Source organism: Stenotrophomonas sp. 96582_Sma, from assembly GCF_056480905.1.
This window is the reverse complement of the sequence record NZ_CM151122.1, coordinates 3,655,489-3,676,056: the sequence shown is the minus strand read 5'-3', so window position 1 is coordinate 3,676,056 and position 20,568 is coordinate 3,655,489. Positions and strand designations below refer to the sequence as shown.

Here is a 20,568-nt window from a genome sequence, read left to right as displayed (position 1 = left end):
AGCGTGGGGGACGCCATGATCGCGCACTGCGGGTCACGGCGCGATCAACATCGCGCCGCAACCGCATGCGCAATGCTCAGCGCTGGCTGTGCGCGTGCACTGCGTCGACCAGCACCTGCACGTGCGCCGGGTCCATGTCCGGCGACATGCCGTGACCGAGGTTGAACACATGGCCCTCGCGCGAACCACCGTTGCCGGCGGCATAGGTGTCGAGCACGCGTGCTGCTGCGGCGGCGATCGCATCCGGCGAGGCGTACAGGGTGGTCGGGTCGAGGTTGCCCTGCAGGGCGACGCGGCCGCCGGTGCGGCGCATCGCCTCGTCCAGATCCAGCGTCCAGTCCAGGCCCAGCGCATCGGCACCGGTCTGCGACAGCGCTTCCAGATGCAGGCCGGTGCCCTTGCCGAACAGGATCAGCGGGGTGCGCTCGTTGCCTTCGCCGCGCTCCAGGCCCTCGGCAATCCGCTGCAGGTAGCGCAGCGAGAACTCGCGGTACATCGACGGCGACAGCACGCCACCCCAGGTATCGAATACCTGCAGCGCCTGTGCACCGGCCGCGCGCTGCGCGCCGAGATAGGCGATCACCGCCTCGGTGGTGACCTCCAGCAGGCGGTGCAGGGCCTGCGGATGGTTCAGTGCCATCGCCTTGATCCGCGCGAAGTCCTTGCTGCCGCCGCCTTCCACCATGTAGCAGGCCAGCGTCCACGGGCTGCCGGAGAAACCGATCAGCGGCACCTGGCCGTCCAGCTCACGGCGGATCAGGCGCACCGCGTCCATCACGTAGCCCAGGTCCTGTTCCATGTCCGGCACCGCCAGCCTGGCGATGGCCGCTTCATCACGCACCGGGTGGCGGAACTTCGGGCCTTCGCCTTCGACGAAGTACAGCTCCAGGCCCATCGCATCGGGAATGGTGAGGATGTCCGAGAACAGGATGGCCGCATCCAGCGGGAAGCGGCGCAGCGGCTGCAGGGTAACCTCGCAGGCAATCTCCGGATTCTTGGCCATGGCCAGGAAGCTGCCGGCCTTGGCTCGGGTCGCGCGGTATTCCGGCAGGTAGCGTCCGGCCTGGCGCATCAGCCAGACGGGGGTGCAGTCCACCGGTTCGCGGCGCAGGGCGCGCAGCAGGCGATCGTTGCGGAGAGGGCTGGTCACGATGGGCATTCCTTGGACGAAAGTTGGCAGCGGCGTCAGTCGCCGTGCGAGAGGATCTGGAAACCGCGATGCAGTTCGGCATCGCGGGCCTTCTCGAAGGCATGGCGGGCTTCGTCGGCCTGCAGGAACAGCTCGCGCCGCAGCTGCGAGCGGCTGCCGACGCGGCCGCTCTCGCGCAGCAGTTCCCAGCCGCCGAACAGATCCGGCTGCAGGCTCAGGCGCAGGAAGCGCGGTGCCTGCGCACCGGCGTCGGGATGTTGCAGGTAGACGTGCATGGTGCCGATTGTAGCGGGGCCAGGGTGACCCCGGCCGCAACGCGGTCGTGCCGGCCGCTGGTCGGCAATCCTGCCGCGCAGCCCGGTAGTGCCGGCCGCTAGCCGGCTTCCCCGTTTGCTGAAGTTGCCGGCCAGCGGCCGGCACTACCGGGCCGACAGCACCTTCAGCACCGCCGCCTCATCCACGTCCGGCACCACTTCGGCGCGGCCCATGCCACGCCACAGCACCAGGCGCAGGCGGCCGGCCACGTTCTTCTTGTCCAGCCGCATGCGGCCGAGCAGGGCCTGCGGGTCCAGCCCCGCCGGGATCGCCACCGGCAGGCCGAGGCGTTTCAGCAGCGCCTGCAGGCGCGCGCGGTCGGCATCGTCGGCCAGGCCCAGGTCGGTGGACAGCGTTGCCGCCAGCACCATGCCCACCGCCACCGCTTCGCCGTGGTTCAGCGCATCGCGGCCCGGGGCCGAGTAGCCCTGTTCGGTCTCGATGGCATGGCCGAAGGTATGGCCGAGGTTGAGCAGGGCACGCTCGCCCTTCTCGAACGGATCACGCTCGACGATGGCGGCCTTGTGCCGGCAGCTGCGCGCGATGGCTTCGGACAGTACCGCATCCTCGCCGGCCAGCAGTGCATCGGCATGCTGCTGCAGCCATTCGAAGAACACCGCGTCGCCCAGCGCGCCGTACTTCACCACTTCGGCCAGGCCGGCGCGCAGCTCGCGCGGTGGCAGGGTGGCCAGCACGCGGGTATCGGCAATGACCGCGCGCGGCGGATGGAATGCGCCGACCAGGTTCTTGCCGGCCGGAATGTCGACCGCGGTCTTGCCGCCCACCGACGAATCGACCATCGCCAACAGGGTGGTCGGAAGCTGCACGCAGTCCACGCCGCGCATCCAGCAGGCCGCGGCAAAACCGGCGAGATCACCGACCACGCCGCCACCGAGGGCGAACACGCAGGCATCCCGGGTGGCGCCGAGCGCGGCCAGCGCTTCGATCGCGCGGCCGAATTCGGCCAGGGTCTTGGAGGCTTCGCCGGCGGCCAGCACGTGCTCGCCGACGATCAGGTCGGGGCGTGCGGCCAGCAGCGTCTGCTTCACGGCGGCCAGGTAGCGCGGAGCCACTTCGCTGTCGCTGAGCAGCAGCACGTGGCGGCCGCGCACATGCGAGGCCAACGCGGTGCCGTCGGTCTGGGCACCAGCGCCGATGGTGATGGAGTAGGGGCGGTCGCCGCCAACGGCGACCTGCAGCAGGGCGGGGGAAGTCATGCGGTCAGGTCCTGGCGCTGCCATTGCGTGGCCAGCTTGACCACCAGGTGGGCGGTCGCGTCGGCAGCGGTATACGGGTCGGTATCAAGGGTGAGGTCGGCCAGTTCGCGGTACAGCGGGTCGCGGTGAGCAGCCAGATCGTGCAGCACCTGCTCGCGGTCCGGGCGCTGCAGCAGTGGCCTGCCTTTGTCGCGGGCCAGGCGTTCCAGCTGCGCGGCCACGCTGACCCGCAGGTAGACCACGAAGCCGCGCTGGGCGATCAGCGCACGGTTGTCCGGATCCAGTACGGCGCCGCCACCGGTGGAGACCAGCTGGCCGCGGCCTTCCAGCACACGGGCCAAGGCTTCGCGCTCATGGCTGCGGAAGCCGGTTTCACCCGAGTGCTCGAAGATGGTCGGGATGCTGGCGCCGGCGGCATCTACGATGGCCTGGTCGACATCGACGAAGTCCAGCGTGAAGCGCTCGGCCAGGCGGCGGCCGATGCAGGTTTTGCCGGCGCCCATCGGGCCGATCAGGATCAGGTTCGGAGCAGGATTCATGCCCTCTGATGCTAACACCTCCGTGCCCTTGCCTTTACGTTCTTCACGTCAGGGTAGGCGTTCCTGCGGGGTCTCCCGCGCCAGCCGGAGTACAGGCCATGACGGTCGCCAAGGTCATCGAAATCACCGCCTCCTCGCCGAAGAGCGTGGAGGACGCCGTGCGCAGCGGTCTGAAGAAGGTCTCCGAGACGGTCAAGGGCATCCAGGGCGCCTGGGTGAACGAGACCAAGGTGGTCACCAACGGCAGTGGCGAGATCACCGAATGGCGGGTCAACCTGCGGGTGACCTTCCTGGTGGAATAGGCGTGCTCAGCGCACGTCCTGCACCTGGCGCTGGCCGTCCAGCACCACCACGTGGTCGGCCAGGGCGGGCAGGGCGTGCAGTGCCTGCCGGCTGACCCGCTCGTAGTACTGCACGAAGCGCTCCAGCTGAGGCCGGCTCATGCCGTGCCGGCCCGGCTGCGCGGCCTGCAGGTTCTGCTCCTGCTGCCAGCGCCAGCGTGGTACCACCGAGAAATCCGGCGGCTGCAGGAACCACAGGCGGTCGCAGCGCTGCCACAACGCCGGGTAGTCGCGGGCCAGCGCCTGGTTGCACCAGCGGCGCCAACGGCCATCGGCGTCGGCCTCGCGCTCCAGTGCGTTCAGCGGGCTGTCCAGTGCGTTGTCATCCTGCGCCGGTGTGCCGAGGAACCAGCCTTCGAACACCAGCAGGTCCAATGGCTGCTGCAGCTGCGGCCACTGAGCCTCGGGCAGGCGTTCATCGGCCAGCTTGTCGAAGCGTGGCATCGCGAAGGGCTGGCGTGTGGCCACGGCGTCCAGCACGGCATGGGCCAGCGGCAGGTCGTGGGTGCCGGGCGGGCCGCGGGTGATCAGCAGCGGATGCACCTGGCGGGCCAGTCGCTGGCGCTGCGCACGGGTGAGGTAGACGTCATCGATCGACAGCGTGGCCGCGTTCAGGCCGCGTGCCTGGGCGCGCGCCACCACCTGCGCGGCCAGCGTCGATTTGCCGCTCCCCTGCAGGCCGCTGATCGCCAATACTGGAATCGCTGCACCGCTGCCCAGCGCATCATCCAGCGCCTGTTCGGCCAATGTTTCGGGGAATCCTTTCACCTGGGGCATATACGCAGCAGCGGCCATGCAGCCACAATAGCCCAATCCGTGTGAGAAGAACGCAATCATGAGCGACCTGTACGCCGAAGCCCTGTCCACGTTTGCCGGCCTGTTCGACGAGGCCAAGCAGAGCCGCGAGGTCGAGCCGAATGCGATGACCGTGGCCACCGCCGATACGCAGGGCCGTCCCTCGGCGCGTACCGTGCTGCTGAAGGCCTTCGACGAGCGTGGCTTCGTCTTCTATACCCACCTGGACAGCCACAAGGGCCAGGAGCTGCAGGCCAATCCGCAGGCCGCGCTGTTGTTCCTGTGGCGCAGCCTGCGCGAGGCGGGTATCCAGGTGCGCATCGAAGGCCGTGTCGAGCAGGTTGCCGATGCTGAAGCCGACGCCTATTTCGCCAGCCGCCCGCGCATGAGCCAGATCGGCGCCTGGGCCTCGCAGCAGTCGAAGACGCTGGCGACGCGCGAGGAATTCGACGCGCGCGTGGCCGAGATCGAAGCCCGCTTCGAAGGCAAGGACGTGCCGCGCCCGGACGGCTGGAGCGGCCTGCGCGTGGTACCCGACCGCATCGAGTTCTGGTACGGCGCGCAGTTCCGCCTGCACGAACGCTGGTGCTATGAAGCCGGTGCCGAAGGGCGCTGGAGCAAGCGCCTGCTGTATCCGTAAGGCAACCTGATGCAACGCCTGCCGCTGTACCGTGTGGTGGTGTTCGTGCCGTCGGCAGCACTGGATGCAGTGAAGCAGGGCATCCTCGCGGTGGACGCGCTGGCGGCCGGCGACTACGAGCACGGGATGTGGTGGTCGGCGCCGGGGTTCGAGCAGTTCCGCCCGCGCGTGGGTGCGTCACCCGTGCAGGGGGAGGCCGGTCGCACCGAGGTGGTCGACAGCGTGCGTCTGGAGTTCTGCCTGCCTCGGAATCCGCAGCGGCTGCAGCGCATCTTCGAACAGGGCATCGTGCCGCATCACCCGTGGCAGGTGCCGGTGGTGCAGGTGGAGGAAATCGAGCTGCTGCTGGCCAGGTAGATCCACGCCATGCGTGGATGAGATGCTTGACGGAAGAGCGGTGCGAACCAAGGTTCGCACCCACCAGGCAACGAGTGGTTACAACCCCTCCGCGCGCAGCCAGCGCCACAGCGTGGTGCGTGAGACGCCCAGCGCCTGCGCCATCCCCTCGCGATCATTGCGATGTTCCTGCAGCAGCGTCTCCAGCTGCGCGCGCGGCGGGCGCTTCCCGTTGCTTTCCACCGGCAATGCTGCAACGCCCTCATTCACAAGTTCGGGCGCCAGCTGCAGCAGGCGCGCCGCATCGATCAGCCCTTCGCCCGGCTGCCAGTGGATGCGCAGGCGATCCACCAGGTTGCGCAGTTCGCGCACGTTGCCGGGCCACTCCGCGGTGGTCAGTACCGCCAGTGCATGCTCATCCAGTGGCGCATCGATGCCACGCAGCTGGCGGAATAAGTGCTGCGCCAGCAGCGGGATATCACTGCGCCGCGCGCGCAGCGGCGGCAGGGCAATGCGCAGTGCGGCCAAGCGGTAATACAAGTCGCGACGGAAGCTGCCGGTTGCTGCGCGCTGCTCCAGCGACTGCAGGGTGGCGGCCACCACGCGCAGGTCCACCGGGGTCGGTTCGGTGGCGCCCACGCGCAGTACCTCGCGTTCTTCCAGTACGCGCAGTAGGCGGGTCTGCAGCGGTAGCGGCAGTTCGCCGATTTCGTCCAGGAACAGCGTCCCGCCGTCTGCGGCTTCGACCAGGCCGACACGGCCTCCACGGCGTGCGCCGGTGAAGGCCCCATCACTGTAGCCGAACAGCTCCGCTTCCAGCAGCGATTCGCTGATCGCGCCGCAGTTCAGTGCCACGAAGCGTCCGCGACGACCGCTGGCGGCGTGCAGCTGGCGCGCCACCAGTTCCTTGCCGGTGCCGGTTTCGCCGCTGACCAGCACGGTGCTGTCATGTGGGGCGTAGAGCGCGATCTGCGCGCGCACCTGCGCCATCGCGTCGCTGTCGCCGAGTAGTTCATGCGCATCGGCACGCGCTGCCGGGCGCCGGCGCGGGGCAGGGCGGTTGCTGCCGGAACGTGCCAGGGTCTGGGTCAGTTCCAGCGCATGTTCGAACGCCTGCCGCACCGAGTCGGCCGAATACAGCAGCACCCCGGGCAGACCGGCCTGTTCTGCATGGTCGATGGCCATGCCGGTGCCGACGATCACCTCGATGCCGTTGGCGCGCAGGTCGGCGATGCAGTCTCGTGCGTCCTCGCGGGTGACGAAGCGGCGATGTTCGATATCCAGGCCGAAACTCTGCTGGAAGTTGCTGAACACTGGTACATCGCTGGCGTGGGTGACCAGGCCGATGCGCGGAGCGATGCGTCGCGCGCGCGCCAGTGCTTCCATCAGGTCGAAGCCGTTGGCCTGGATCGGCACCAGCGGCAGCTCCAGCCGACCACGCAGCCACGCCGCATTGGAGCCGCCGGCGATCACCACATCGCAGTGCTCGCGACGCAGGCGCTGCCCGATCACGTCCACCGCTTCCTCGAAGCCGAGGTTGATCTGCTCGATGCGTGCGCGGCGGTCGAACTCGGGAATGACGTCGCCGAGCAGGCCGGTCAGCCGCGAGACGCTGACGGTCCAGATCACCGGGCGGCCGGGGTCGGTATCGGCGTGGCGCAGGGGTGATCGGGGCAGGTACATGGCGGCGGGTTCGGGTGGGGTGTTTCATGATACATCCGTTTCAATGTTTCATTTGTTTCACAGTTGCGTGCCGGTCATCCCCGTGAAATCAACCGCTTGCAGCTTGGCATGGTGCTTGCGCCTACCTTCCCGTTCTTCAACCTGGATTGCCGCATGACCGCTTCCGCCCCATTCTCCGCCGGTGCCCGCTTCCGTGAGGCGCTGGCTGCCGAATCGCCGCTGCAGGTGATCGGCGCGATCAACGCCAACCATGCGCTGCTGGCCAAGCGCGCTGGCTTCCGTGCCATCTACCTGTCCGGCGGCGGCGTTGCCGCTGGTTCGCTGGGCCTGCCGGACCTGGGTATCAACACCCTGGAAGACGTGCTGATCGACGTGCGGCGCATCACCGATGTCTGCGACCTGCCGCTGATGGTCGACATCGATACCGGTTTCGGCCCGAGCGCGTTCAACATCGCGCGCACCGTGAAGTCGCTGATCAAGGCCGGCGCCGCGGCCTGCCATATCGAAGATCAGGTTGGCGCCAAGCGCTGCGGCCACCGTCCGGGCAAGGAGATCGTCTCGCAGGGTGAAATGGTCGACCGCGTGAAGGCCGCCGCCGATGCCAAGACCGATCCGGACTTTTTCCTGATCGCACGCACCGATGCCATCCAGGTGGACGGCGTGGACAAGGCCATCGAGCGCGCCATCGCCTGTGTCGAAGCCGGTGCCGATGGCATCTTCGCCGAGGCTGCCTATGACCTGGATACCTACCGCCGCTTCGTCGATGCGGTGAAGGTGCCGGTGCTGGCCAACATCACCGAATTCGGTGCCACCCCGCTGTTCAGCCGCGATGAACTGGCCTCGGCCGGCGTGGCCATCCAGCTGTTCCCGCTGTCAGCGTTCCGTGCGGCCAACAAGGCCGCCGAAAATGTCTACCAGGCGGTGCGCCGCGATGGCCATCAGCGCAATGTGGTGGAGAGCATGCAGACGCGCGAAGAGCTGTATGACCGCATCGGCTACCACGCCTTCGAGCAGCAGCTCGATGCACTGTTCGCCGCCAAGAAATAAGCAGTACCCTGCACCATCAGTTTTCGGAGGGAAAACATGAACGATACGACCGCAACCCCGACCTTCAAGCCGAAGAAGTCCGTCGCCCTGTCCGGCACTGCTGCCGGCAACACTGCGCTGTGCAGCGTGGGCCGCAGCGGCAACGATCTGCACTACCGTGGCTACGACATCCTGGACCTGGCCAACACCAGCGAGTTCGAGGAAATCGCCTACCTGCTGGTGCACGGCAAGCTGCCGACCCGCGCCGAGCTGGTTTCGTACAAGGCCAAGCTGAAGTCGCTGCGTGGCATTCCGGCCGCGGTGAAGGCGGCGCTGGAAGAACTGCCGCCGTCGGCGCACCCGATGGACGTGATGCGCACTGGCGTGTCCGTGCTCGGCTGCGTGTCGCCGGAAAAGGACGACCACAACCATCCGGGCGCGCGCGACATCGCCGACAAGCTGATGGCCTGCCTCGGCTCGATGCTGCTGTACTGGTACCACTGGAGCCACAACGGCCGTGCCATCGACGTGGAAACCGACGATGACTCGATCGGAGGTCACTTCCTGCACCTGCTGCATGGCGAGAAGCCGCAGGATTCGTGGGTGAAGGCGATGCATACCTCGCTGATCCTGTACGCCGAGCACGAATTCAATGCCTCCACCTTCGCCTGCCGCGTCATCGCCGGCACCGGCAGCGACATGTACAGCGCGATCTGCGGTGGCATCGGTGCGCTGCGCGGTCCCAAGCATGGCGGTGCCAATGAAGTGGCCTTCGAGGTGCAGAAGCGCTACGACAATCCCGACGAGGCCGAGGAAGACATCAAGGCCCGCGTGGAGCGCAAGGAAGTGGTGATTGGTTTCGGCCACCCGGTCTACACCGTGTCCGATCCGCGCAACAAGGTGATCAAGGACGTGGCCCGCGAGCTGTCCGAAGAGCAGTCCAGCCTGAAGATGTACGACATTGCCGAGCGCCTGGAAACGGTGATGTGGGACATCAAGAATATGTTCCCGAACCTGGACTGGTTCAGCGCCGTCAGCTACCACATGATGGGCGTGCCGACCGCGATGTTCACCCCCCTGTTCGTGATCGCCCGCACCGCCGGCTGGAGCGCGCACATCGTCGAGCAGCGCATCGACGGCAAGATCATCCGCCCGAGCGCCAACTACATCGGTCCGGAAGACCGCGACTTCGTCGCCATCGACAAGCGCGTCTGATCCACCTGCTGTACCCATCCGGCCGGCCGCGTGCCGGCCGGATGCTTTCGCCGCCGCACCGCCGGCACCCGGCCCGCCTCAAGCACTCCGCCAGCCCATGAATACCGATTACCGCAAGAACCTCCCCGGCAGCTCGCTGGATTATTTCGACGCGCATGCCGCTGTCGATGCGATCCAGCCCGGCGCCTACGCCACGCTGCCGTACGTATCGCGCGTGCTGGCCGAAAACCTGGTGCGCCGCTGCGATCCGGCGACGCTGACCGATTCGCTGAAGCAGCTGATCGAGCGCCGCCGCGACCTGGATTTCCCGTGGTTCCCTGCGCGCGTGGTGTGCCATGACATCCTCGGCCAGACCGCACTGGTCGACCTGGCTGGCCTGCGTGATGCGATCGCCGACAAGGGGGGCGACCCGGCCAAGGTCAATCCGGTGGTGCCGGTGCAGCTGATCGTCGATCACTCGCTGGCGGTGGAATGCGGTGGTTACGATCCGCAGGCGTTCGAGAAGAACCGCGCCATCGAGGATCGCCGCAACGAAGACCGTTTCCACTTCATCGACTGGACCAAGCTGGCCTTCGAGAACGTGGACGTGATTCCGCCGGGCAACGGCATCATGCACCAGATCAACCTGGAGAAGATGTCGCCGGTGATCTACGTGCAGAACGGGGTGGCCTTCCCGGATACCTGCGTGGGCACCGACAGCCACACCCCGCACGTGGATGCGCTGGGCGTGATCGCGATTGGTGTTGGCGGCCTGGAAGCAGAGAACGTGATGCTGGGCCGCGCCTCGTGGATGCGCCTGCCGGACATCATCGGCGTCGAGCTGACCGGCAAGCCGCAGCCCGGCATCACCGCCACCGACGTAGTGCTGGCATTGACCGAGTTCCTGCGCAAGGAGCGTGTGGTTGGCGCCTGGCTCGAATTCTTCGGCGAGGGTGCCGCGGCACTGACCATCGGTGACCGCGCCACCATCTCCAACATGTGCCCGGAGTACGGCGCCACTGCGGCGATGTTCTACATCGATGCGCAGACCACCGAGTACCTGCGCCTGACCGGGCGCGAGGAATCGCAGGTGGCGCTGGTGGAGAACTATGCGCGCAGCACCGGCCTGTGGGCCGACGATTTGGCGACCGCGCAGTACGAGCGCGTGCTGCACTTCGATCTGTCGACCGTGGTGCGCAACATGGCCGGGCCGAGCAATCCGCACCGTCGCTTGCCGGTGGCCGAGCTGGCCGAGCGCGGCATCGCCGACGAAGCCAAGCTGGAAGCCGGCAAGGCCGAGCAGGCGCAGGGCCTGATGCCCGATGGCGCGGTGATCATCGCCGCCATCACCAGCTGCACCAATACCTCCAATCCGCGTAACGTGATCGCCGCCGCACTGCTGGCGCGCAACGCCAACGCGCGCGGCCTGCAGCGCAAGCCGTGGGTGAAGTCCTCGTTGGCGCCGGGTTCCAAGGCCGTGCAGTTGTATCTGGAAGAATCCGGCCTGCTGCCGGACCTGGAACAGCTCGGCTTCGGCATCGTCGCCTTCGCTTGCACTACCTGCAACGGCATGAGCGGTGCGCTGGACCCGAAGATCCAGCAGGAGATCATCGACCGTGACCTGTACGCCACGGCCGTGCTGTCGGGCAACCGCAACTTCGATGGCCGCATCCACCCGTACGCCAAGCAGGCCTTCCTGGCCTCGCCGCCACTGGTGATCGCCTACGCCATCGCTGGTACCGTGCGCTTCGATATCGAGAAGGACGTGCTGGGCGTGGACGCCGACGGCAACCAGGTGCGCCTGAAGGACATCTGGCCAACCGACGCCGAGATCGACGCGGTGGTGAAGGCCTCAGTGAAGCCCGAGCAGTTCCGCAAGGTCTACAACCCGATGTTCAACGTGCGCGTGGAGCATGGCGCCGCAGTCAGCCCGCTGTACGACTGGCGCCCGCAGAGCACCTACATCCGTCGTCCGCCGTACTGGGAGGGTGCACTGGCCGGTGAGCGTACACTGGCTGGCATGCGCGCGCTCGCCGTGCTGCCGGACAACATCACCACCGACCACCTGTCGCCGTCCAACGCGATCATGGCCTCCAGCGCCGCCGGCGAATACCTGGCGAAGATGGGCCTGCCGGAAGAGGACTTCAATTCCTACGCGACCCACCGCGGTGACCACCTGACCGCGCAGCGCGCAACGTTCGCCAACCCGAAGCTGTTCAACGAGATGGTGCGCAACGACGACGGCAGCGTGAAGCAGGGTTCGCTGGCGCGCGTGGAGCCGGAAGGCAAGGTCATGCGCATGTGGGAAGCGATCGAAACCTACATGGACCGCAAGCAGCCGCTGATCATCATCGCCGGTGCCGACTACGGCCAGGGCAGCTCGCGTGACTGGGCTGCCAAGGGCGTGCGTCTGGCTGGCGTGGAGGCGATCGTGGCCGAGGGCTTCGAACGCATCCACCGCACCAACCTGATCGGCATGGGCGTGCTGCCGCTGGAGTTCAAGCCGGGCACCACCCGCCTGACCCTGGGCATCGATGGCACCGAGACCTTTGACGTGATCGGCGAGCGCACCCCGCGCGCCGAGCTGACCCTGGTCATCCACCGCCGCGACGGCCAGGACGTGATCGTGCCGGTCACCTGCCGCCTGGACAGCGACGAGGAAGTTGCGATCTACGAAGCCGGCGGCGTGCTGCAGCGCTTCGCCCAGGACTTCCTGGAAGGCGCCAAGGTGGCGTGATGCCAGGCTGAATGCCTGCCCCCGGAGGCCGGGGGCGGGCTTGTCCGACACGAGGGTGGGGCGCACACTGACTTGGCAAAAATTGCCAAAGGAGAGTTTCATGGCCACCATGAACATTTCGCTGACCGATCCGCTCAAGCAGTTCGTGGACGAAGAAGTGCGCGAAGGCGGCTACTCCAGTACGTCGGATTATGTGCGTGACCTGATCCGCCAGCGTCAGCGCAGCAAGGCTGAAGAGCTGCTCAAGCAGTTGATTGCCGAGGGGCTGGCTTCTGGGCCTGCCGTTCCGGTGACTGCGGCCACATTCGAGCGGATGCGTCGCGAACTGACCGAAAGGATGGAGCGTGAAGGCGATTGAATGGAGGCCCCGGGCCGAGACAGACGCAGCCGACGCCGCGCTGTGGTACGCACGACAGGGAGGGCTGGCACTGGGGCAGCGCTTTCTCGCCGAGCTGAAGGCCACGCTTCAACGTATTGCGATGTTCCCTGCGTCAGGTTCCGTCCGCCATGCCGACCTCGCCGCACAGTTGCCGGCACTCTTGCGCTTCATGCAGGTTCCGGGCTTTGAACGCTATCTCGTCTACTACCTCGATCTGCCGGACCGCGTGGACGTCATGCGGGTGTGGTGCGTTGATCGTGGCCTTGACGCACTGATGCAAGACATTTCCTGAAATCCAAACGCTTGGATCCGACGATGAATTTTCTTCCGCAACTCCGAATTCCCGCCACCTACATGCGCGGCGGCACCAGCAAGGGCGTGTTCTTCCGCCTGCAGGACCTGCCCGATGCCGCGCAGGTGCCGGGCGCCGCACGCGATGCGCTGCTGATGCGCGTGATCGGCTCGCCCGATCCGTATGGCAAGCAGACCGACGGCATGGGCGGCGCCACCTCCAGCACCAGCAAGTGCGTGATCATTTCCACCGCTTCGGTGCCTGACCACGACGTGGACTACCTGTATGGCCAGGTGTCGATCGACACCGCCTTCGTCGACTGGAGCGGCAACTGCGGCAACCTCAGCACTGCGGTGGGTCCGTTCGCGATTGCCAATGGTCTGATCGATCCGGCCCGGGTGCCGCGCGATGGCCTGTGCACCGTGCGCATCTGGCAGGCCAACATCGGCAAGACCATCATCGCGCACGTGCCGATGCGCGATGGCGAAGTGCAGGAGATCGGCGATTTCGAACTGGACGGCGTGACCTTCCCGGCGGCCGAGATCCAGCTGGAATTCATCGATCCGTCCGATGACGGTGATGCGGGCGCGATGTTCCCGACCGGTAACCTGGTCGACACCCTCGATGTTCCCGGCGTGGGCAGCTTCGAGGTGACGATGATCACCGCGGGCATCCCGACCATCTTCCTCAACGCCGCCGACCTGGGCTACACCGGCACCGAGCTGCAGCCGGCGATCAATGAGGACAAGGCCGCACTGCAGAAGTTCGAGACCATCCGCGCGCATGGCGCGCTGCGCATGGGTCTGATCAAGAACCTGGAAGATGCGGCAACCCGCCAGCACACGCCGAAGGTCGCCTTCGTGGCGCCGGCGCAGGACTATGTGTCATCCAGCGGCAAGGCCATTCCGGCCTCGGCCATCGACCTGCATGCGCGCGCACTGTCGATGGGCAAGCTGCACCACGCGATGATGGGCACCGCCGCCGTGGCGATCGGCACGGCCGCGGCGATTCCGGGCACTCTGGTCAATCGTGCGGCCGGTGGTGGCGAGCGCGAGGCGGTGACCTTCGGCCACCCCTCCGGCACGCTGCGCGTGGGCGCGCAGGCCGGTCTCGTTGACGGCCAGTGGACGGTGACCAAGGCCATCATGAGCCGCAGCGCCCGCGTGCTGATGGAAGGCAAGGTGCGGGTGCCGGGCGATACCTTGTAAGACAGGTTCATTGCGGTAGCGCCGGGCCATGCCCGGCGAGCGCAGCGGGCCCGCCGATGAACCGCCGGGCGTGGCCCGGCGCTACCGGAGAACAGGCGATGTCCGACAACCCCACCCCATCCAACGAGCGTGCAGCGTGGGATGCGCTGCTGGTGGACATCGTCGACTACGTGCGCGACGCGCGCATCGACTCACCCCTGGCGTTCCAGACCGCGCACCACTGCCTGCTCGACACGCTGGGCTGCGGTTTGGAAGCGCTGTCCTTCCCGGCCTGCAGCAAGCTGCTCGGTCCTCTGGTGCCGGGCATCAGCGTGGTCAACGGCGCGCGCGTACCGGGCACGCACTACGTGCTGGACCCGGTGCAGGCCGCCTTCAACCTGGGCGCGATGGTGCGCTGGCTGGATTTCAACGACACATGGCTGGCCGCCGAATGGGGCCACCCGTCGGACAATCTGGGCGGCATCCTCGCCGTCTGCGATTGGCTGGGACGCAATGCGCAGGCCCTGCGCCGCCCGCCGCCGACCGTGCAGGACGTGCTGCTGGCGATGATCAAGGCGCATGAGATCCAGGGCGTGTTGGCGCTGAAGAATTCGTTCAACCGGGTCGGGCTGGACCATGTGGTGCTGGTCAAGGTGGCGACCACCGCCGTGGTAGCGCAGCTGCTCGGGCTTGATCGCGAACGCATGCTCAATGCAGTGTCGCTGGCCTGGGTCGATGGCCAGGCGCTGCGGACCTACCGGCACGCGCCCAACACCGGCTCGCGCAAGAGCTGGGCCGCCGGCGATGCCACCAGCCGTGGCGTGCGCCTGGCGCTGATCGCGGCAACGGGTGAAATGGGCTATCCGAGCGTGCTCAGTGCACCGACCTGGGGCTTCGAGGCAGTGTCCATGCATGGCCAGGCATTGACGCTGGAGAGACCGCTGGGCAGCTATGTGATGGAGAACGTGCTGTTCAAGATCAGCTACCCGGCCGAGTTCCACGGCCAGACCGCAGTGGAGGCAGCGATTACGCTGCACCAGCAATTGCGCGTGGCCGGGCGGCGCGCCGAGGACATCGAACACATCGCGATCCGGACCCAGGACGCCTGCATCCGCATCATCGACAAGCGGGGTCCACTGCATAACCCGGCCGACCGCGACCACTGCGTGCAGTACATGATCGCCATCGCGCTGCTGCATGGGCGGCTGGTGGCCGAGGACTATGAGGACGACGTCGCCGCCGATCCGCGCATCGACGCATTGCGCGCAAAGATGGCTTGCCACGAGGATCCGCAGCTCAGCGCCGACTACCTGGACCCGGACAAGCGCAGCATCGCCAACGGCCTCAGCGTGCGCTTCAACGATGGCAGCGGACTGCCGGAGGTGCTGGTGGAGTACCCGCTCGGCCATGCCCGGCGCCGCGAGGAAGGCATTCCGCTGCTGATGGACAAGTTCCGCCGGCACCTGGCCCATCGCTTCCCGACCGCCCAGCAGCAGCGCATCCTGGCCGCCTCGCTGGACCCGGTGGCGCTGGCGGCGATGCCGGTGACCGATTACGTGGACCTGTACCTGCCGGTGTAGGGAACGCGCTTCGGCGGATCTGGCGCTGCGCCTGCTTGCCGGGCACGTAGCTGCACCTGCTTTGGTAGGTGCCAACCTTGGTTGGCACAGCCGACGCCAACCAAGGTTGGCGACTACCGGTTCCGCCGGCCAGCGGCCGGCACTACCCGCCCGGGCAATTGCCGAATTCGCGTCAACACCTTGACGCGGCCTGCCTATAATGGCCGCCTCGATCAAGGAGTGACGACATGAGCGGTCCGGCACGGCGGAAGCGGTGGGGATGGGCGGCGGCGGTACTGGCAGGAGGCCTGTTGCTGGGCCTGGCCGGCTGCCGCAACGACAGCGGGCAGCTGCCCAAGGCCAGCGGTGAAGCGATCACCACCAAGGCCGAGCAGGTGAAGGAATTCACCCTGCTGCGCGCTTACCCGGACCAGAAGAATGACGGCCTGTCGCTGGCGCTGGAGTTCTCGCGCCCGCTGGTCGGCACCCAGGATTTCGACAAGCTGGTGCGCTTCGAAGAGAAGGTCGGCACCGACGACAGCAGCTGGACGCTGTCCGATGACGGCCTGACCCTGCGTTACCCGTTCGTCGAGGCTGGCAAGGAGTTCAGCCTGGTGGTCTCGCCGGACCTGCTGGCCGCCGATGGCAGCCGCCTGGGCAAGGAACTGAAGCAGAAGGTGTTCAGCGGCGAGCTGAAGCCGGTGGTCGGTTTCGCCTCACAGGGCAGCGTGCTGCCGGCCAAGGACAGCCGTGGCCTGCCGGTGGTCTCGGTGAACGTGCCCGAGGTTGATGTTGAATTCCTGCGCGTGCGCGAGAAGGACCTGCCGACTTTCTTCAGCCAGTACCAGCGCGGTGGCCGCCGCGGCAGCTGGGAGCTGAGCAGTGACTACGAGCGCAGCCCGATCAACAAGCTGGCCGAGCCGGTCTACGTCAACCGCTTCATCCTCGGCGGCAAGAAGAACGAGCGGGTGCTGACCTACCTGCCGACCCAGGACATCAAGGAACTGCAGGAACCGGGCCTGTACTTTGCCCTGCTCAAGCGCACCGGCGACTATGAAGGCGAGTTCGATACCGCGTTCTTCTCGGTCAGCGACATCGGCCTGCATACCCGCGCCTACAAGGACAAGCTGTTCGTGCACACCGCCGGCCTCAAGGACGGTGCGCCGCTGAAGGGCATCGACCTGCGCGTGCTCGACGCCAAGGGCGAGGTGGTGCTGAAGGGCAGCACTGACGGCAACGGCAATGCGCTGCTGAACTACACGCTGGATGCCACCCACGTGCTGGTCGCCAGCACGGGCAAGGACACCAGCTTCCTGCCGTTCAACCAGCCGGCGCTGGACCTGAGCGAATTTGCCGTCGCCGGTCGTGACAATGCCTGGTTCGACGTTTACGCCTGGTCCGGCCGTGACCTGTACCGCCCGGGCGAGACCGTGCGCCTGTCCGCCCTGCTGCGCGACAACGATGGCAAGCCGGTCAAGGCACAGCCGGTGTTCCTGCGCCTGAAGCAGCCCGACGGCAAGACCTTCCGCGAGACCCGCCTGCAGCCGGGCGAGCAGGGCTACATCAACTTCGAGCAGGTGATCCCCGCCGAGGCGCCGACCGGGCGCTGGCAGGTCGAGTTCCGCACCGATCCGGCCAGCAAGGAAGCGATCCAGGGCATGACCCTGCGCATCGAGGAGTTCCTGCCCGAGCGCATGAAGCTGGACCTGGACAGCGCGCAGAAGACGCTGAAGCCGGGCGAGGACCTGCGCCTGCAGGCCAATGGTGCCTACCTGTACGGTGCGCCGGCCGACGGCAACCGTTTCACTGCGCGCATGGCGGTGGCCGCCGAACAGCAGCCAGTCGAAGGCCTGCCGGGCTACTTCTTCGGTGACCCGACCCTGCAGCTGCCGCGCGAAGCCAAGGACGTGATCGACTCCACGCTGCCGGGCAACGGCCAGCTGCGTGAGGATGTGGCATTGCCGGAAGAGGCCGCCAAGGCCAAGGCACCGATCGCCGTGGTGCTGTCCGGCAGCCTGTATGAAACCGGTGGCCGCACGGTCACCCGTACCCTGAAGCGGGTGATGTGGCCGGCCAACGCGCTGGTCGGCGTGCGGCCGCTGTTCAACCCCGAGGATGGTGCTGATTCCAACGGCAATGCGCGCTTCGAACTGATGCGTGTGGATGCCGTCGGTGCGCCGCAGCCGGCCAAGGGCCTGAAGATCACCCTGGTACGCGAGCTGCGCGACTACCACTGGACCTTCAACGACAACCGCTGGGACTACGATTTCACCCGCCGCTTCGAGAACAAGGAAACGCGCACCGTCGACGCCGGCAGCAGCGCGGTCGCCTTCGATTTCCCGGTGGAGTGGGGCGAGTACCGGGTGGACGTGTTCGATCCGTCCACCGGCCTGACCAGCCGCTACCCGTTCCGTGCCGGCTGGAGCTGGGGCGATGACAACCGCGGCCTGGACGCGCGCCCGGACAAGGTCAAGCTGGGCCTGGACAAGACCGGGTACAAGGCCGGTGACACGCTGGAGGTGACGGTGACCCCGCCGCATGCCGGCAAGGGCATCCTGATGGTCGAGACCGACCGCATGCTGTACGTGCAGGACATCGACGCCAAGCCGGGTTCGACCTTCAAGATTCCGGTCACCGCCGATTGGGAGCGGCACGACGTCTACATCACCGCGCTGGTGTTCCGTGGCGGCAGTGCGCCGAGCAAGATCACTCCGGCCCGTGCCGTGGGCGTGGTGCATGTGCCGATGGACCGCAAGGGCCGCACCGTGGCCGTCGGCCTGGCAGCGCCCAAGCAGATGCGACCGGAGCAGGACCTGCCGGTGACGGTCAGCGCGCCGCAGCTGGCTGGCAAGATGGCGCACGTCACCGTCTCGGCGGTGGACGTGGGCATCCTCAACATCACCCGCTTCCCGGTACCCGATGCCGGTGCGCACTTCTTCGCCCAGCGTCGCCTCGGCATTGATGCCTATGACATCTACAGCCGGGTGATCGAGAGCTTTGACGGCGGTGCCGGCAAGCTGAAGTTCGGTGGCGACATGGCGCTGCAGGCATTGCCGCAGGCCAAGCGCCCGACTGCGCGCGTGCAGACCGTGGACCTGTTCTCCGGCCCGGTGCAGCTCGATGCCAAGGGCATCGCCCGCATCCGCCTGAAGGTGCCGGACTTCAACGGCACCCTGCGGGTGTCGGCGCTGGTCTACAGCGATGACCAGTACGGCAAGCGCGACGTGGAGACCGTGGTGCGCGCGCCGATCCTGGCCGAAGCCAGCATGCCGCGCGTGCTCGCCCCGGGCGACCGCAGCACCGTGACCCTGGACGTGCAGAACTTCACCGGCAAGCCGGGCCAGTTCAACGTGAAGGTGGAAAGCGAAGGCCCGCTGAACCTGGGCGAGGGCAGCCGCAGCGTGCAGTTGAATGCTGATGCCAAGACAACGCTGAGTTTCCCGCTGTCGGCGCGTGAGGGCCACAGCGTGGCCAAGGTGCGCGTACGTGTGGACGGCAACGGCTTCAAGGCCGATCGCCGCTACGAGCTGCCGGTGCGTGCGGCGTGGCCGCAGGTGCTGCGTTCGCAGGTACGTACGCTTGATCCGCTGGCGGCGGTCAGCCTCGACAACAGCCTGACCGATGGCCTGATGTCCGAGTCGGTGAATGCCCGCCTGCTGGTCAGCCCGCTGCCGCCGATCCCGTTCGCCAGTGCGCTGCAGGGCGCGTTGAACTACCCGTATGGCTGTGCCGAGCAGACCACCAGCAAGGGCTACGCTGCGTTGATCCTGGACCAGGCGACGTCGTCGATGCTCGGTGCCGACGGGCTGGATGCCAAGACCCGTCGCGAGCGCATGGAAGGTGCGTTCGGTCGCCTGGCGTCGATGCAGGTGGCCAATGGCAACTTCTCGATGTGGGGTGACGACGGCTACGTGAACCCGTGGCTGACGCCTTACATCACCGAGTTCCTGCTCGATGCCAAGGAGGCCGGCTTCGCGGTGCCGGACAACGTGCTGCAGAAGGCACTGAACCGGCTCAGCGAGGACCTGCTGTCCGGCGGCAACCAGTTCTACGGCCAGGACGACCGCGAGAAGCTGAAGTTCGCCAATCAGGCCTATTCGGGCTACGTGCTGGCCCGGGTCAACCGCGCTCCGCTGGGGACGCTGCGCACGCTGTATGACAACGAGCGCAGCAAGGCGGTCGGCGGCCTGTCGCTGGTCCATCTGGGCGTGGCGCTGTCGCTGCAGGGCGATGCCAAGCGTGGCCAGGCGGCACTGGCCGCGGCCTTCGCCAAGTCCAGCAGCGAACGTCCGTCGTACTTCGGCGACTACGGCAGCGCGATCCGTGATGACGCGCTGATGATCGCGCTGACCCACGAAAACAAGCTGGCCAAGCCGGCCTGGGATGCGCGTGCGGTGGATCTGGGCCGTGGCCTGGATGCGCGCCGCAATGCCGGCTGGATGTGGCTGAGCACGCAGGAACAGGTGGCCATCGCCCGCCTTGGCAAGGCACTGGCCGCCAATCAGAAGGCGCTGGTGGCCGGTGAGCTGGTGATCGGTGGCAACACCGAAGCCATCGGCGAGCGCAAGCTGTTCGGCCGCAATTTCAGCGCCAGCGAGCTGGCCAGCGGCGTGCGCTTCACCCCGCAGGGGCAGCCGCCGATGTTCGCCAGCATCGACGTGGCCGGTATCCCGCGCAGTGCGCCGGCACCGGACAACAGCGTGCTGGGCATTGAGCGCAGCTACTTCGGCACCGATGGCAAGCCGTGGTCGCCGCGCCCGCTGAAGGAAGGCGAAGCGCTGATCGTGCGCGTCACCGTCACCGCCGACACCACGATGCCCGATGCCCTGCTGACCGACCTGCTGCCGGCGGGTCTGGAGATCGAGAACTTCAACCTGGGCGATGCCAAGCAGTGGGCCGACGTAGTGGTTGATGGCATCACCATCAGCGACCGCGGCGAAGCTGCCGACACCAAGCACGAAGAGTTCCGCGACGACCGCTATGTGGCTGCGCTGAAGCTCTCGCGTGGCAGCAAGGCCAACGTGTTCTATCTGGTGCGTGCGGTGACCCCGGGTACCTACTCGGTGCCGCCGCCGCTGGTGGAGGACATGTACCGGCCGCAGCTGCGTGGCGTCGGCCGTAGCAACCCGACCACGATCACGGTGGTACAGCCGTGACCGCGCGGACGGGCCGCGACGG

At 67.1% G+C, this 20,568-nt stretch carries 17 protein-coding genes; 11 read left to right on the top strand and 6 right to left on the bottom strand.

The window, feature by feature from the left end:
• Window positions 1-76: 76 nt before the first annotated feature.
• From hemE to ACZK2R_RS17200, 4 genes are all read right to left on the bottom strand, one after another.
• Window positions 77-1,159, bottom strand: coding sequence for a uroporphyrinogen decarboxylase (gene hemE, locus ACZK2R_RS17215; protein ID WP_032127799.1), 1,083 nt, complete (start codon window positions 1,157-1,159; stop codon window positions 77-79).
• A gap of 26 nt (window positions 1,160-1,185) precedes the next feature.
• Entirely contained in the window at window positions 1,186-1,425 is a 240-nt protein-coding gene (locus tag ACZK2R_RS17210; protein WP_032127800.1) for a WGR domain-containing protein, read from the bottom strand.
• A gap of 144 nt (window positions 1,426-1,569) precedes the next feature.
• Window positions 1,570-2,682, bottom strand: a complete 1,113-nt coding sequence (gene aroB / locus ACZK2R_RS17205; RefSeq protein WP_125895331.1) for a 3-dehydroquinate synthase — start codon at window positions 2,680-2,682, stop codon at window positions 1,570-1,572.
• Complete coding sequence (locus ACZK2R_RS17200) at window positions 2,679-3,221, bottom strand: shikimate kinase (protein ID WP_032127802.1); 543 nt, start codon at window positions 3,219-3,221, stop codon at window positions 2,679-2,681. The genes aroB and ACZK2R_RS17200 overlap by 4 nt, the downstream gene beginning before the upstream one ends.
• Window positions 3,222-3,319: 98 nt before the next feature.
• On the opposite strand from ACZK2R_RS17200, the gene ACZK2R_RS17195 reads away from it, so the two are divergent.
• Entirely contained in the window at window positions 3,320-3,523 is a 204-nt protein-coding gene (locus tag ACZK2R_RS17195; RefSeq protein ID WP_005410663.1) for a dodecin family protein, read from the top strand.
• Window positions 3,524-3,529: 6 nt separating this feature from the next.
• Here the strand turns inward: ACZK2R_RS17195 and ACZK2R_RS17190 are convergent, their stop codons facing one another.
• A complete protein-coding gene (locus tag ACZK2R_RS17190) occupies window positions 3,530-4,357 on the bottom strand; it encodes a kinase (protein ID WP_180838643.1) in 828 nt (275 codons plus the stop codon).
• A gap of 40 nt (window positions 4,358-4,397) precedes the next feature.
• On the opposite strand from ACZK2R_RS17190, the gene pdxH reads away from it, so the two are divergent.
• Together pdxH and ACZK2R_RS17180 are read left to right on the top strand one after the other, a co-directional pair.
• Window positions 4,398-4,997 carry a pyridoxamine 5'-phosphate oxidase gene (pdxH, locus tag ACZK2R_RS17185; RefSeq protein ID WP_032127805.1) on the top strand — a complete coding sequence of 200 codons (600 nt, stop codon included), beginning with the start codon at window positions 4,398-4,400 and terminating at the stop codon, window positions 4,995-4,997.
• 9 nt (window positions 4,998-5,006) lie between these two features.
• Entirely contained in the window at window positions 5,007-5,354 is a 348-nt protein-coding gene (locus ACZK2R_RS17180; RefSeq protein ID WP_125895329.1) for a YqfO family protein, read from the top strand.
• A 78-nt stretch (window positions 5,355-5,432) separates the two neighbouring features.
• On the opposite strand, the gene prpR is transcribed toward ACZK2R_RS17180, so the two are convergent.
• Entirely contained in the window at window positions 5,433-7,016 is a 1,584-nt protein-coding gene (gene prpR / locus ACZK2R_RS17175; RefSeq protein WP_180838644.1) for a propionate catabolism operon regulatory protein PrpR, read from the bottom strand.
• A 153-nt stretch (window positions 7,017-7,169) separates the two neighbouring features.
• On the opposite strand from prpR, the gene prpB reads away from it, so the two are divergent.
• The 8 genes from prpB (at window position 7,170) to ACZK2R_RS17135 (ending at window position 20,546) form a co-directional block, all read left to right on the top strand.
• Complete coding sequence (gene prpB / locus ACZK2R_RS17170; protein ID WP_012511842.1) at window positions 7,170-8,063, top strand: methylisocitrate lyase; 894 nt, start codon at window positions 7,170-7,172, stop codon at window positions 8,061-8,063.
• A 36-nt stretch (window positions 8,064-8,099) separates the two neighbouring features.
• Window positions 8,100-9,257, top strand: coding sequence for a bifunctional 2-methylcitrate synthase/citrate synthase (gene prpC, locus ACZK2R_RS17165; RefSeq protein ID WP_180838645.1), 1,158 nt, complete (start codon window positions 8,100-8,102; stop codon window positions 9,255-9,257).
• A 97-nt stretch (window positions 9,258-9,354) separates the two neighbouring features.
• Window positions 9,355-11,973, top strand: coding sequence for a Fe/S-dependent 2-methylisocitrate dehydratase AcnD (gene acnD / locus ACZK2R_RS17160; RefSeq protein ID WP_180838646.1), 2,619 nt, complete (start codon window positions 9,355-9,357; stop codon window positions 11,971-11,973).
• A gap of 100 nt (window positions 11,974-12,073) precedes the next feature.
• Window positions 12,074-12,331 carry a type II toxin-antitoxin system ParD family antitoxin gene (locus tag ACZK2R_RS17155; protein ID WP_006384133.1) on the top strand — a complete coding sequence of 86 codons (258 nt, stop codon included), beginning with the start codon at window positions 12,074-12,076 and terminating at the stop codon, window positions 12,329-12,331.
• Entirely contained in the window at window positions 12,318-12,644 is a 327-nt protein-coding gene (locus ACZK2R_RS17150) for a type II toxin-antitoxin system RelE/ParE family toxin (protein ID WP_100435106.1), read from the top strand. Before ACZK2R_RS17155 ends, ACZK2R_RS17150 begins: the two co-directional genes overlap by 14 nt.
• Window positions 12,645-12,667: 23 nt before the next feature.
• Window positions 12,668-13,852, top strand: a complete 1,185-nt coding sequence (gene prpF / locus ACZK2R_RS17145) for a 2-methylaconitate cis-trans isomerase PrpF (protein ID WP_180838648.1) — start codon at window positions 12,668-12,670, stop codon at window positions 13,850-13,852.
• Window positions 13,853-13,950: 98 nt separating this feature from the next.
• Window positions 13,951-15,411 carry a bifunctional 2-methylcitrate dehydratase/aconitate hydratase gene (locus ACZK2R_RS17140; RefSeq protein WP_180838649.1) on the top strand — a complete coding sequence of 487 codons (1,461 nt, stop codon included), beginning with the start codon at window positions 13,951-13,953 and terminating at the stop codon, window positions 15,409-15,411.
• A 227-nt stretch (window positions 15,412-15,638) separates the two neighbouring features.
• Window positions 15,639-20,546 carry an alpha-2-macroglobulin family protein gene (locus ACZK2R_RS17135; protein ID WP_180838650.1) on the top strand — a complete coding sequence of 1,636 codons (4,908 nt, stop codon included), beginning with the start codon at window positions 15,639-15,641 and terminating at the stop codon, window positions 20,544-20,546.
• Window positions 20,547-20,568: the final 22 nt, after the last annotated feature.

Bases quoted from the DNA above. Each gene is read 5' to 3' on its own strand.
- hemE (WP_032127799.1), bottom strand. From the start codon at position 1,159: ATGCCCATCGTGACCAGCCCTCTCCGCAACGATCGCCTGCTGCGCGCC.
- ACZK2R_RS17210 (WP_032127800.1), bottom strand. From the start codon at position 1,425: ATGCACGTCTACCTGCAACATCCCGACGCCGGTGCGCAGGCACCGCGC.
- aroB (WP_125895331.1), bottom strand. From the start codon at position 2,682: ATGACTTCCCCCGCCCTGCTGCAGGTCGCCGTTGGCGGCGACCGCCCC.
- ACZK2R_RS17200 (WP_032127802.1), bottom strand. From the start codon at position 3,221: ATGAATCCTGCTCCGAACCTGATCCTGATCGGCCCGATGGGCGCCGGC.
- ACZK2R_RS17195 (WP_005410663.1), top strand. From the start codon at position 3,320: ATGACGGTCGCCAAGGTCATCGAAATCACCGCCTCCTCGCCGAAGAGC.
- ACZK2R_RS17190 (WP_180838643.1), bottom strand. From the start codon at position 4,357: ATGGCCGCTGCTGCGTATATGCCCCAGGTGAAAGGATTCCCCGAAACA.
- pdxH (WP_032127805.1), top strand. From the start codon at position 4,398: ATGAGCGACCTGTACGCCGAAGCCCTGTCCACGTTTGCCGGCCTGTTC.
- ACZK2R_RS17180 (WP_125895329.1), top strand. From the start codon at position 5,007: ATGCAACGCCTGCCGCTGTACCGTGTGGTGGTGTTCGTGCCGTCGGCA.
- prpR (WP_180838644.1), bottom strand. From the start codon at position 7,016: ATGTACCTGCCCCGATCACCCCTGCGCCACGCCGATACCGACCCCGGC.
- prpB (WP_012511842.1), top strand. From the start codon at position 7,170: ATGACCGCTTCCGCCCCATTCTCCGCCGGTGCCCGCTTCCGTGAGGCG.
- prpC (WP_180838645.1), top strand. From the start codon at position 8,100: ATGAACGATACGACCGCAACCCCGACCTTCAAGCCGAAGAAGTCCGTC.
- acnD (WP_180838646.1), top strand. From the start codon at position 9,355: ATGAATACCGATTACCGCAAGAACCTCCCCGGCAGCTCGCTGGATTAT.
- ACZK2R_RS17155 (WP_006384133.1), top strand. From the start codon at position 12,074: ATGGCCACCATGAACATTTCGCTGACCGATCCGCTCAAGCAGTTCGTG.
- prpF (WP_180838648.1), top strand. From the start codon at position 12,668: ATGAATTTTCTTCCGCAACTCCGAATTCCCGCCACCTACATGCGCGGC.
- ACZK2R_RS17140 (WP_180838649.1), top strand. From the start codon at position 13,951: ATGTCCGACAACCCCACCCCATCCAACGAGCGTGCAGCGTGGGATGCG.
- ACZK2R_RS17135 (WP_180838650.1), top strand. From the start codon at position 15,639: ATGAGCGGTCCGGCACGGCGGAAGCGGTGGGGATGGGCGGCGGCGGTA.